Annotated in this window: 10 protein-coding genes; 7 read left to right on the forward strand and 3 right to left on the reverse strand. The window is 71.0% G+C overall.

Annotated elements, in window-relative coordinates:
* Positions 1 to 3 precede the first annotated feature (3 nt).
* Genes IPN47_10835 through IPN47_10845 form a run of 3 tightly spaced genes read right to left on the reverse strand, consistent with a single transcriptional unit; the run spans position 4 to position 4,367 of the window.
* A complete protein-coding gene (locus IPN47_10835; protein ID MBK9408519.1) occupies positions 4 to 1,383 on the reverse strand; it encodes a zf-HC2 domain-containing protein in 1,380 nt (459 codons plus the stop codon).
* Positions 1,370 to 1,912 carry a sigma-70 family RNA polymerase sigma factor gene (locus IPN47_10840; GenBank protein MBK9408520.1) on the reverse strand — a complete coding sequence of 181 codons (543 nt, stop codon included), beginning with the start codon at positions 1,910 to 1,912 and terminating at the stop codon, positions 1,370 to 1,372. The genes IPN47_10835 and IPN47_10840 overlap by 14 nt, the downstream gene beginning before the upstream one ends.
* Before the next feature lie 7 nt (positions 1,913 to 1,919).
* Positions 1,920 to 4,367, reverse strand: a complete 2,448-nt coding sequence (locus IPN47_10845; GenBank protein ID MBK9408521.1) for a VWA domain-containing protein — start codon at positions 4,365 to 4,367, stop codon at positions 1,920 to 1,922.
* A gap of 705 nt (positions 4,368 to 5,072) precedes the next feature.
* Between IPN47_10845 and IPN47_10850 the strand changes: the two genes are divergently transcribed.
* From IPN47_10850 to IPN47_10880, 7 genes are all read left to right on the forward strand, one after another.
* Positions 5,073 to 6,989: a hypothetical protein gene (locus tag IPN47_10850; GenBank protein ID MBK9408522.1), complete on the forward strand. Its 1,917-nt coding sequence runs from the start codon at positions 5,073 to 5,075 to the stop codon at positions 6,987 to 6,989.
* A complete protein-coding gene (locus IPN47_10855) occupies positions 6,986 to 8,167 on the forward strand; it encodes an acyltransferase (protein MBK9408523.1) in 1,182 nt (393 codons plus the stop codon). The genes IPN47_10850 and IPN47_10855 overlap by 4 nt, the downstream gene beginning before the upstream one ends.
* A complete protein-coding gene (locus IPN47_10860) occupies positions 8,164 to 9,753 on the forward strand; it encodes a hypothetical protein (protein ID MBK9408524.1) in 1,590 nt (529 codons plus the stop codon). The genes IPN47_10855 and IPN47_10860 overlap by 4 nt, the downstream gene beginning before the upstream one ends.
* A 131-nt stretch (positions 9,754 to 9,884) precedes the next feature.
* Positions 9,885 to 10,382 (forward strand): HD domain-containing protein, encoded by a 498-nt coding sequence (locus tag IPN47_10865; GenBank protein ID MBK9408525.1) that lies wholly within the window; start codon positions 9,885 to 9,887, stop codon positions 10,380 to 10,382.
* Positions 10,383 to 10,645: 263 nt separating this feature from the next.
* The gene (locus tag IPN47_10870) at positions 10,646 to 11,155 is read left to right on the forward strand and encodes a polymer-forming cytoskeletal protein (GenBank protein ID MBK9408526.1); all 510 of its coding nucleotides are present in this window, start codon (positions 10,646 to 10,648) and stop codon (positions 11,153 to 11,155) included.
* A complete protein-coding gene (locus IPN47_10875) occupies positions 11,152 to 11,514 on the forward strand; it encodes a hypothetical protein (GenBank protein ID MBK9408527.1) in 363 nt (120 codons plus the stop codon). The genes IPN47_10870 and IPN47_10875 overlap by 4 nt, the downstream gene beginning before the upstream one ends.
* A 120-nt stretch (positions 11,515 to 11,634) precedes the next feature.
* Positions 11,635 to 11,790: a hypothetical protein gene (locus tag IPN47_10880; GenBank protein ID MBK9408528.1), complete on the forward strand. Its 156-nt coding sequence runs from the start codon at positions 11,635 to 11,637 to the stop codon at positions 11,788 to 11,790.
* The last annotated feature ends 144 nt before the right edge of the window (positions 11,791 to 11,934 follow it).

The following is an 11,934-nucleotide window of genomic DNA, read 5'->3' on the forward strand; positions in this document are numbered from 1 at the left end:
TGCCTAACGTGCCGGGCAGGTGACGCGCGTTGCGACCGAGGTCTCCCCGGTCTGCGCGGCCACGCGCAGCGCCAACGGAAAGCGCGCGTACGCGGCCCCCTGCACGCGAACCAGGGACACGTCACCCCTCGCGGAGAGCGTCCATCGCCACTCCGTGGTGGACGACGGGGCGACGCCCACGAGCCGCGCGACGCGCAGGGTGTCGCCGTCGAACGTTCCCTGCCCCTCGCGAAGCAGGGCGATCACCTCGGCGACGCCCGCGTCGAGCGCGGGACCACGGCGGTCCAGTCGATAGCAGCCGACGATCCCCTCGACGGTCGAGAGGTCGCGTCGCGCCTCGCTCGCCCTGGCCCCGGCAGCACCGGTCACCACCCCGCTCTGCGACTGGACTCCCCGCTCTCCCTGCACACGAGCCTTCTCCGAGCGCGTGATGGCGTCCGGGGTGATGGCGAGTTGCCGCTTGGCGGGCGCCGAGTCAGCGACCGGGGCCGTCGCGCCTCCAACGACAGGTAGCGCACGCGCCGCGGGAGGTGGTGCTACCGCCTTGGTGGCGACCGTCGCGGAGCTGGTCGGCGCGGCCGCCGGGGGCGCCGCGGCACGTCGCACCATGTCCGTGCGTTCGACGCTTTCCTGCGTGGGCGCCGGTGGCGCGGCGGCGGGCGGGGTGGCCACGTTGCCGGCCACATCGCCGGCGCGCCGCGCTCGGTTCGCGTCGGCCAGCGCGTCGTTCTGCGGCGCCGCCTTGGCCCGCAGGCCATCGGCGCGCCCCCCTGGGCGCGCTTGTTCGGCCGCCCCGACGCCCGCGCTCACTTCCGTTTCCTTCGATTCACGCGTGACCGCGGCGTCGCGCGGGGGCACGGCGTCCAAGGCAGCACTCGGCGCCGCGTTAGGCGCGGCACCGCCCACCGGCGCGGAGGCCGCCTCCGGCGCCGCGGCCGCTGGTGCCATCGCCGGCTCCGACGCGCGCGTCCCGGCGAAATCGGAGACGGTGCGCTGCGGCGATCGCTGCCAGACCACGCTCAGTGCGACCGCAACGAAGGCGATGCCGGCGGCCGCGGCAAACTGCGGTCGCTGCCACCACGAACGACGCCGGCGCACGGGCGCCGCCCCCACCGGAGCGGCCGGCGTGTCCCTGACGGCGGGACGCACGGACGGCGCGTGGTCGGCTTGCACCTCGTCCACTCGCCGCGGGACGACATCGCGTGGCACGTCGTCGAGCGCCGAGAGGATGCGCGAGGACGCGGCGATGAGCCCGCGCGCCTCGGCAACCGCGGCGGCGCAGTCGGCGCACGCGCGCACGTGCTGTTCCACGCGCGCACCCTCGTCGGGGGGCAAGGCCTCGTCGAGCCAGGCGTGGATCGTCCCTTCGTCAATGTGTTCCATGACTCCCTCCAGCACGCCGCTGTGCATCAGCCTGCAGCGCCTCATACGTCTCCGCCAGGCGGCGCCGAGCGCGCGCCAGCGTCGTGCCGATCGATCCGACCGAGAGGCCGAGGGCCTCCGCAATCTCGTTGTAGTCCAATCCTTCCTCGCGCATCAGGAGCGCCAGGCGGTCCCGCTCGGCGAGCGCGTCGATGGCGCGCCGCGCCATGGCCTGTTCCTGCGCGCGCTCCTGGGCGCGTTCCTGCGTCACATCCTCCGACTCCACCACCCGCTCCCGTTCCTCGGCTGCGAGCAGTTGCAGGTGGCGGCGTCGGCGGTCGTCCTTGCGGGCTTCGTCTCGCACGAGGTTGGTGGCGACGGCGAAAAGCCAGGAGCGTTCGCTGGTGAGCGCGTCCTGGCGGAGGGCGCGCAGGAACGTCTCCTGCGCGACCTCCTCGGCCCAGTCGCGATCGCCCAGACGCCGGGTGAGATAGCGCACCAGTGGCGTGTGGTAGAGCTTGAACAAGCGCTCCAGCTCGTCGTCGTGCATCGATCTCCTACCAGTCCCGTACGAGGGCGTCGAGCTTCGACCCGTCCAGCTGCTCCAGCACGTCCTTTCCGTCAGGCGCAAGGCGCACCGCAACGCCGCGGCCGGCGACGACCACCCGGTCGCCCAGGGCAAACGGGGCGGCCAGCTCGCCCAGGCGCTGCACGAGGGCGAAATAGGCGCTCGAGTACGGCTTCACGGTAATCGTCCGCATGGAGGGAGTGTAACGTGCATCCGTCCATACCCCGTTGACGAGGGTGAAGAGCCGCATCCCGATGCGCCGCTGGGTGGCGGAGCGCTCCTTTTCGGCGTCGTCCATCTCGGCCACCGACTTGGTCTCACGCTGGGCGGCCGCCTTTCGTGCCGCCTCGAACCGGACCTCGTTGGAGCGCATCGGCGCTGCGGGGGCCGACGCCGGGGCGGCCGACACCTGGTCGGCGGCGCCACGCCCGCCAGCGGCGCTCCCGAGCGTCGACGGCTGGGGGGCCGAGACGTCGCGCCGGATGCCGCCCGTCTGGGTCGCGACCGTCATCCCGGGCTCCACGACCAGGTACGACGAGAACTCCGTCGGGATGCCGTAGCGTTCACCTAACGACTTGATCTCGTCGTCCATCTCGCCCGTGCCGCCGCGCTTGCGCTTCTCGGCGGCGAGCCATCCCACGCGCTGGGCGGCCCACAAGCGTGCCACGAACGGGTTGTCGCGCGACCGCTCGGGGAACGACGCCCGGGTGGACCAGGTCACCGGGCCATCGACCGACTCCCCTTCCAGCCGCAACGTCGCGCTCCCTTCGCCCTCGTAGCGCGCGAGGATCACCAGGTCCTGCCCGGCAAAGACGTCGAGTTCCCCGGCGGGGAGCACCTGCGACAGGCGCACGCCGTCGGCCTTGAGCCGCACGTTGGTCAGCACCGGCGTCGACAGGCGGCGCGCCAGCAGCCCCACCGCGCGCTCCACCGACTCGCTATCGCGGACGAAGTGCGCGGTCCCATGCCCTTCCACCGCCAGCTGCTCGATCAGGGTCGCGTTGACGTCGGCACTGACCCCAACCGAGAAGAGCCGGGCCGCACCGCGGCGTCGCGAGGCCATGGCCGCGATGGCGTCAGGACTGCGCTCCCCCACCGTCGGTTCGCCGTCGGTGACGAAGACGACGAGCGGGAGGCGATCTCCCGCAGCGCGCTGCTGCAGGGCTTCTTCGAGGGCGCCGGAGATGTTGGTGGACCCCTCGGCCCGTAACGACGACAGGTAACGGCGTGCCTGGTCGACGTGGTCGTTCGTCGCCGCGGTCCAGCCTTCGCGGAAGGTGCGCACGTCGGTGGAGAAGTCGATGATGCGGAAGCGGTCTTCGGGGCGCAGCGTCTCGAGGAGCGCCCGCCCGGCGGCCTTGGCCTGCTCGAGCTTGCGCCCGGCCATCGAGCCGGAGACGTCGACCACGAAGGTCAGGTCGCGCGGCACGGAGCGGCGCGCCGAGGACGGCGGGGTGATGGTGATGAGGGCGAAGCCGCGCTCACCGCCCGGCGCGTGCGCCAGGACGCTCAGCGCCGCGGCGTTGGCGCGCCGCAGCGGGAGGAGGATCGTGAGGTCGCCGGCGCTCCCGCGTGCCTCCACCTGTCGCAACCCGCCCTCGTCCCGCGTGCGCAGCGTGTGCGTGGGCGAGTACGGCTCTCCGTAGTTGGAGCCCGCGCGATACACGAAGCGCACGGTCGACCATTCCTGCTCCTCACCGCGGCGCGTATCGTTAGGTACGGGCGCCGGGGCGACTCCCTGCCCGGTGCGCGCGGCGGCACCGCTCCCGTTGGGATCGGTACCACGGCGATAGTCGATGCGCAGGGCGTCCCCCTCGCGCTCGGCCACGCTCTGGTAGCGCACCACGACCGTCTTCTCCTCCCCGGGGGCGATCGGGAAGATGCGCGTGCGCAGCATCCCGCTCCCCATCCACTCCACCAGGGCCGGGTCACGCTGGCGACGGACGATCTCCTCGTAGATCCCACGCGCGCGGTCGGCCGTCATCGTCTCGCCGCTCACGAGTTCGCCGTTGATCATCAGCTTGAGGTCCTCGAACGCCGCCCCCGCGGGGAGCGGGAAGACATAGTCGGCCTCGGCCACGCGCCCGCTCGTGTTCTTGAAGACCTCGGTGACCTCGTAGCGCAGCACACGATCGGCGAGCGCGATCTTCACGTTGCTGCTGAGGCGGACGAGCGTCGGGCCGCACGGCGCCTGGATGGGGACGGCACAGTCGGCGTCGGGGCGGCAGCGCGGCGGAGGGGGTGGGGGACACGGGCCCCCGAGGAGCCGTCCCTGAGCGCTGGCCGGGAAGGGTGCGGCGGCGAGAAGCGCCGCCAGCAGGGTCGCGCGTTGCAGGCGACGGGTCAGTGAGTGGCGCACCGCGTTCATGCAGCTGCCGGTGGCAGAGGCGGCGGCGTTGTCGCGGAGCAAGTCGGCGTGGCGAGTTCGAGCGGGCATGGTGACGTCCTGTTGTGGGTCTGCCCGGGAGACGTCGCGCCCTAGCCGAACTTGCACACCGATCGCGAAAGTGGTCGAGAAGAAGGACGCGGCGGTGGCGCGCGACAGGGAACGCGCGGTCGCCGTGTGTCGGCCGCGCAACCACTGAGGGATCGCGGCCACAGCCTCGGCGGATCTTGCCCGGCGCACCGTGCGCGAGAAGGCGGCGCGCGGTGCGGGGGGAGCGCCCCGATCGCGGCGAGGGGACGGCGTTCCTTCGGTACTCGCGTCGCGCGTCGGCGCGTCCTAGGCCTCGGGGACTCATGCGGCTCGAGGGCTCGCGGGTCATACCCGGTTCCTGCGTGGCGAGGGAGCCGGCGCAGCGTGGATTAAAGCTGAGCTTGCAATAGGCCGTTTTTGGCCTCTTGATTGCGGTGAGCTGCTTGCCGTGATCCGTTAAGTTGACGACGCTTGGATGGCCACGCTCGGCCTCGAGCGTCGCTCCCCCTCCCCCTCCGGGATTGTGATCTGCCTTACACATGCGTCTCGCGCCGTGCTGTGCACGCGCGCGAGACGGTCATTGCGCGCCGGTGCCGCCTGCGGCGGGTCACCGCGCCGAGCGCGTTCCTGGTGCGTGGAAGGCGGCGTGGCCGGCGCTCGGCCAATCGGGGAGCCACGGAGCCCGAGCACAGGTCCGACGCGCGGCGGGGTCGTGAGGACTGCCTCGTGCTGACGGTGTTGCGTCTGGTCCCGGGGACGTTGGCCATCGCGACGAGCTTCGTGGTGCTCGCCGCGGCCTTCATGGGCATCGGCCTCCTGATTCGCCGCGCCTTCCTCGCCGCCGCGCCGGCGCTGGACGACGTGCTCGCGGCGTTCTGGATGGGGTTCGGGGCGGTGATCCTCTTCCTGCTCCTCTGGAACTTCGTCGCCCCCGTGAACGCCGCGGCGCTCGTCGTGGTCGTCGGGACCGGGATCGTCGGCATCTGGAGCGTCCGCCGGGCGCTGATGGCGCTCTGGGGGGCGTCGGGGGGGCGGTCACGGTGGTGGACGCTGGCGGGGGTGGTCGCGTCGACGCTCTGGATCGCGAACCTCGCCACCGGGGCCATGACCAACTGGGATACCACGCTCTACCACATGCAGGGGGTGCAGTGGGCGTTGACGTACCCCGCGATTCCGGGGATCGCCAACCTCTTCGGTCCGCTCGCCTTCAACAATGCAAGCCTGCTGTACGATGCGATGGTGGGGACGGGGCCGTGGGCCGGGCAGGGGTGGCGCGTCGCCAACGGATTGCTGCTGGCGGTGCTCGCCGCGCAGGGCATCGTGGGGCTGGGGCGACTGGCCGACGACACGCGCCCGCGTCGCGCGGCCGACGTCTTCCTGCTCTTCCTCCTGCCGGTCGCCCTGGACATGGCGATGCGCGACGAGGTCGTGAGCTTCGTGACCGACCTGTCGCTGACGGCGGTGCGGATGGGGTGCATGGCGCTCTGGTACCGTGCGCTGACGAGCGGGCGGCGTGAAGCCGAGGTGGAGGCGTACGACGTCGTGTGCATCGTAGCGCTGTCGGCCACGTCGGTGGCGCTGAAGATGAACGCGGCAGTCTTTTCGGTGGCGGCGGTGGTAACGGCGGGGGCGTTGTGGTGGACGCTGCAGCGTCCCACCCCCCGCGTCGCCGCGAAGACCTTCCGGTGGGCGACGGCGATTGCGCTCGTGTACGGCGCGGCGTGGACCGGTCGCGGCTACCTGCTCAGCGGCTATCCGTTCTTCCCGACGCCGCTGCTCGGAGCCTCCGTCGACTGGAAGGCGCCGCTGGAACACGCGCGCGCCGAGTTCGACTACGTCCAGCATTCCACGCGTCACAGCACGGGGAACCTCGCGTACGTGTCGGGGGAGCGGCAGGGGATGTCGGCGTGGTTTCCCAACTGGTTCAGCCAGGTGGACGACGACGTCTATCACGTCGTGATCCCGATGGTCCTGGTGGTCGCACTCGTCCTGCTGCTCTGGTGGCAGCGGGGAGGGGCACGCAACGACACGCGGGACGCCGCGCACAACCAAGGACGCGCGGCCTGGTGGCTGCTGCTACCGCTGACGTTCGCGATGGTGCTCTGGTTCATCATGGCCCCTGCCCCGCGGTACGCGATGGCCTTCTTCTGGTGCGTGGTGGGGGTGCTGGCGGGGCAGGTCTTCTCCCGACGGTCTCTGGCAACACGGGTGGGGCACCCGGGAGTCCTGGTGTTCTTCGGCGCCTGTCTTGGCGCCTCACCGCTCCTCGTGAACCCGACGCTCGATTGGTGGCGCGCGGGGCGCAAGGAGGGGCTCGTCACCGTCCTGGTGCGGGCCGACGTTCGCATACCGCCGTCTGGGCGGTGGTTCCAACCCCGACAGGCGATGCCTAACGTGACGCCGTACACCACGCGTAGCGGGCTGGTGGTGCAGGTGCCGGAGTTCCGGTGCTGGGACACCCCTGTGCCGTGCACTCCCAACCCCGCGCCCAACCTGACGCTGCGAGTCCCCGGGCGGATCGAGAAGGGTTTCGCGGTCGCGGGCGCGGAGTGGCAGATGACCGACTGGCCCGAGAACTGGCACGGCGAGTACTTCCGCGCGTGGCAGAAGTCGCAGTCCCGCGGCAATACGGCGGCCCGATGACGGCATCGCGAGACGGGGCGCTGGTCAGCGGTCGCCTGGGGCATTCGCCCATCCTGGACGGCGTGCGCGGCCTGGCGATCATGATGGTCTTCCTGGTGCACTTCAAGTTCCGCACGTGGGGCAACCCGATCGACGCCTTCGTCGATGCGGTCTTTCGCGCCGGCTGGATGGGGGTCGACCTCTTCTTCGTATTGAGCGGTTTCCTGATCACCGGGATCCTGCTGGAATCCAAGGAGGGGGCGCGCTACTACCGGACCTTCTACGTCCGGCGGTTGTTGCGCCTGTTCCCCGTGTACTACCTCACGCTCGCGGTGCTTTTCCTCGTCCTACCACGAGTGCTGCAGCCGCCGCCGGCCGAGTTGGTGGCGCTGGTTCCGCACCAGGGGTGGTACTGGCTGTATGCGGTGAACGTGTTCCAGGTACTCACGCACGGCGAGATGAGCTACTTCAATACGTTGCACCTGTGGTCGCTCTCGGTGGAGGAGCAATTCTACCTCGTCTGGCCCCTCCTGGTGCGCCTCGCCACGCCAACGAACTTGCTCCGCGCCTGCGTCGTGCTGATCGTGACAGCGTTGGGGATCCGGGTCGGGATCATTGCATCTGGCGGGAGTCGCTGGGCGGCCTATTCGCTCATGCCCGCGCGCATGGACGCGCTCGCCGCGGGCGCCTGCGTGGCGTCGCTGTCGCGCGATCCCCTGGGCAGCGCCTGGCTCAGGCGCTGGTGGCGCCGGGTCGCCTTCGCGGCGCTCGCCGGGATCATCACGATCATCGCGTGGAACCGGCAGTATCATGAGGACGACCTCGTCGTGCTCAGCATCGGTTACGTCCTGAACGCCGCGCTGTTCGCGGCAATCCTCGCCGGGATCCTCGATCGCGGTTCGTGGAAGGTCTTTCGTCCGTTGCAGTGGCAGTGGCTGCGGTGGGTCGGCAAGGTGAGTTACGGCGCGTACGTCTATCACCTGCTATTGCAGCTGGCCGTGGATCCCGTGAAGGAGTACTTCCGCAAGCTGCCGCCGGTGCTCGGCTCGCAACTCCCGGCCGAGTTCGTGTGGATCGCGCTCATGACCGGATTCACGTTGCTCGTGGCGTGGATCAGCTATCGCTGGTTCGAACTGCCGTTCCTTGCCCTCAAGGATCGCCTGGCCCCCTCGGTCGCGGCGCCGAGCGGCAAGCGATGACCGGCCCCGCCACACTGCGGCCGGCGGCCGCAGGGGCGCGTATGGTGCGCACGGTGCTGCTCGTGCTGTGCGCCGCGTGGGGGGCGACGTCCCTGACGTATCCCTTCGGCTGGGACCAGGGGATCATGGCCAGCGTCGGCGACGCCATGCTGCACGGCGGCATGCCCTACCGCGAGGCGTGGGACATCAAGGGGCCGGTCGCCCACGTCTGGTTTGCGACGGCGCAGTTGCTGTCTGGACGGGCGCAGTGGGGCATTCGCGTCCTCGACCTCGCCCTGCTGCTGTGGGCCGCGCTGTCGCTGGCGCGCGTCGGCGGAAGGCTCACCCGCGTATCCGCTGGCCCGTGGATCGCGATCGGCCTCGTGCTGGCCCACGCGTCGCTCGGCTACTTCTACACCGCCCAACCCGACGGCGCGGTGTCGCTCGGACTTGCCGTCGCCTTCGCGCCACTCCTGGCCAAGGCCCCCGAACGACGCGCCCTCGCTGTCGCCGGCGCCGTGGTCGGCGTCGCGATGCTGATGAAGCCCCTGTACGTCGTCTTCCTCCTCATTCCGTTCCTCGTCGTCGTGCAGGCCGACGGCCCGAACATGCGCGAGCGCTTCACGTCGCTCGTCATCGTTGGCGTGGCCACGGCACTGCCAGTCGCCGCGATGCTGGGGTGGTTCGCCGCACGGGGGGCGCTCGACGAGATGATCGATGTCTACGTCCGCTACAACGCGAGCAGCTACTCCGGCGTGACCGACTTCTCGCTGCGCCAGCGGGTGATGGGAGTCGTGCAGTACTTCCTCCCGCTGCCGCGCGCCCTCGCGTTGGGGGTGATGCTGATCGGCACGGCGAGCGCATTGCGACGCGATCGCCGACGGGCGGTGCTCGTCATCGGCTGGTTCCTGGGAGCGGTCGCCCTGGTCGTGAGCCAGGGGAAGTTCTTCGTGTACCACTGGGCGGTGATCTTCCCGTCGGCAGGACTCCTCCTCGCCTACGGGATCGATGCGATCGTCGGGGCCGGACTGACCGCCGGGCGCGATCGCCCCGACACCAGCAGCGCCGCGTGGCGCACGGCCGTGGGCGCCGTGGCGGTGCTGGGGATCCTGCTCCCGCTTGCGCGCCAGCCGTTAGGCGACGTGGTGAACGCCGCCCGTCTGGCAACACGGGTCGATTCACGAGCGCAGTACTATGCGCGCTTCGGGCTCGACGACCGGAGCTACGTTGCCGCCGACCAGATGGCCGCGGCCGAGTACATCGAGGCCCACACATCGGCGAGCGATCGGGTGGCGATCTTCGGGTACGATGCGCCGGTGCTCTATCTCTCCCAGCGCACGAACGCGACGCCGTTCAGCTATGCGCTGCCGCTGGTTGGGCATCGGTCGACGGCCGTTTTTCGCGAGCGCTACCGTCGCGCCTATCTCGCCGCCCTCGCCGACCCTCCGGCGTACGTCGTCGTCGGGCTGCTCTTCTCCGGCAAGGAGAAGACGCTGGCCGACTTTCCGGAGTTCCGCGACTTCCTGGCGCAGCACTTCGTCCTCGAGACATCGTTCGGGAACGTCGACCTGTACCGACGACGCGGCGCGGCGTCCGCCGTCCCGTGACCGGCGGCGCGCGTGGAGCGAGTCGCGGCCCTCACGTCCCTCGCCGATGACGCACGACGAACTCCTGCAGGTGCTCGACTTCCTGCGCGCGGCCGAATCACTCAAGACCGTCGTGCGCAGCGGCTGGACCTCTGCCGGCGAGCGCGAGGGGGCGGGGCGCACCCGGCCGGCCCCCCCTGGGGGCGGGGGGGGGGGGCCCCGCCCCCCCGGGGGGGCGTCCGCGGGGGGCTTGCTCCCCCCTGCCGCGGGCCCCCCGGGGGGGCGGGGGGGGGGGGGGCCCCGGGGCCGGGGGGGGGGGGGGGGGGGCGAGGAAGAAGACGTCCGACGAGCGGCGCGACCTGCTGACCCTCGTCGCCGCGCTGCCGGCAGTGCCGCGCGAGGAGATCGTGGCGCTGTGGGACGAGTACGAGGCGGGTGTGACGCCGGAGGCTCGGCTGGCCAAGGGGCTCGACAAGCTGGAGACGATCCTGCAGCACACGCAGGGGAAGAACCCGCGCGACTTCGACTATCGCTTCAACCTGGACTATGGGCGCCGGTACGCCGAGGGGCACCCGCTGCTGGCCGAGCTGCGGGCGATCCTGGACGAAGCGACCGAGCGGCGCGCGCGCGAGGCGGCGCAGGACGACTGACCCGACCGCTCCCGGCCCGCGGTCGCCGACGCGCCGCCCGCGCTGATGCGCGTGCCTGACGAGCATCTGCACGGCCGAGTTTGGTTGTCGCGACGTCGCCGCCAGGGGAGCCGCCGTGACGAGATGGCGGACGAGTCTGCCTGACGAGTGCCATCACGCCGTCGAGCCTGCCTGACGAGTGTTTGCGCTGTTGGTGACGCAGGAGACAGCGCAGGAGGGTACCTCGGACGCAATCGTCCGGGACCTCAACAGGAGATGTGTCCGTGGCACTCTGGAAGGAACAGACGCCCCCTCGGAAAGAGGGTGCCGGCGTCGCAACGGAGCCGGCCCCACGCAAGGATATCGATGCGCCGGGTGACCTGGCGTATGCGCGCGAAGCCCAGCGGCGCACGTCGCCACGCGACGCGACCGAATCGGTGATCGGCGCCGACCTCACGATCGAGGGGAAGATCGACGGCAGCGGGCACATCCGCATCGCAGGGCGCTTCAAGGGCGACGTCACGGTCGAGGGGAATCTCACGATCGAGTCGGGGGCGAAACTGAGCGGCGGCGTGCGCGCCAACTCGGTGACGATCGCCGGGGAACTCGAGGGGAACGTGCTCGACGCCGCGCGCGTGGAGCTGCTTGCCTCCGGCGTCCTGGTGGGCGACCTCAAGGCCGATTCACTCACGGTGGCCGCGGGGTCGCGCATGCGCGGGCGCGTGGAGTTCGGCTGGAGCGAGGCCCCCACATCGCCCATCGCCATCGTCCGGGAGAACGGCGCCGCGCCATGAGCCCGGTGCGCGAGAGCGTCCCGGGGGCGGCGCGGAGCTGCCCGCACTGCCGCACGACGATCCTCGAGAGCGCCGTGCGGTGTCCCAAGTGCCAGCACCATCTCCGTTTCGACTCCGGTGCCGCTGCCCGCGCCCAGCGCACCGTTACCCCCCTTCGCGTGGAAGGGACGCTGCGACACACCCTCGGCGGCGAAGCGTGGGAGTACTCGGTCCTCCTCACCATTCGCAACGAACGCGGCGAGGAGGTCGCGCGCCAGGTGATGGGGGTCGGGGCGCTGTCGCCGGGGAACGAGCGCACCTTCTCGCTCTCGGTCGAGGTCTACACCCCCGATGGACACACGGGGGCGATTGGGGGGTGACCGGCGCCTCAACGGCGGGGAGCGCCCCGAACGCACCGCATCGTGCGCACGGGGCGCTCCGTGGCTACACTTCAGGTGCCTGACGAGTCACCCTCCACCACTTCGCGCGAGGAGACCTCGATGAAGAAGCGCCACATCCCCGACTTTGCCGCGCACCCCAAGGGGGGGCCGGCTGCAGGCGGGGGCAAGACCAAGGGGAAGCCCCCGCTTCCCCCGCGTACCGCCGGCGTGAAGCCGCAAGCGACGTCCGCCAAGTCGGGACGGCGCGGCTCGTAAACGCGAGCGGCAGCATCCGCTCGTAGCACCTGTTGGCCATTACAGACCGATCGACGCACGCGAGCGCTGGCGAGGGCGTCTCGAGGAGCCATCGCCAGCGCGCTCCTTTGCACCGAGGTGCACGCGTGACCAGCGGGAGGTCGT

The organism is Gemmatimonadota bacterium (assembly GCA_016719105.1).
In the GTDB taxonomy this organism is placed as follows: domain Bacteria; phylum Gemmatimonadota; class Gemmatimonadetes; order Gemmatimonadales; family Gemmatimonadaceae; genus SCN-70-22.

What these genes read in the sequence shown, in the direction of transcription:
- IPN47_10875 (MBK9408527.1), top strand. Translation starts at nt 11,152, where the DNA reads ATGAGCCCGGTGCGCGAGAGCGTCCCGGGGGCGGCGCGGAGCTGCCCG.
- IPN47_10840 (MBK9408520.1), bottom strand. Translation starts at nt 1,912, where the DNA reads ATGCACGACGACGAGCTGGAGCGCTTGTTCAAGCTCTACCACACGCCA.
- IPN47_10860 (MBK9408524.1), top strand. Translation starts at nt 8,164, where the DNA reads ATGACCGGCCCCGCCACACTGCGGCCGGCGGCCGCAGGGGCGCGTATG.
- IPN47_10880 (MBK9408528.1), top strand. Translation starts at nt 11,635, where the DNA reads ATGAAGAAGCGCCACATCCCCGACTTTGCCGCGCACCCCAAGGGGGGG.
- IPN47_10845 (MBK9408521.1), bottom strand. Translation starts at nt 4,367, where the DNA reads ATGCCCGCTCGAACTCGCCACGCCGACTTGCTCCGCGACAACGCCGCC.
- IPN47_10835 (MBK9408519.1), bottom strand. Translation starts at nt 1,383, where the DNA reads ATGGAACACATTGACGAAGGGACGATCCACGCCTGGCTCGACGAGGCC.
- IPN47_10855 (MBK9408523.1), top strand. Translation starts at nt 6,986, where the DNA reads ATGACGGCATCGCGAGACGGGGCGCTGGTCAGCGGTCGCCTGGGGCAT.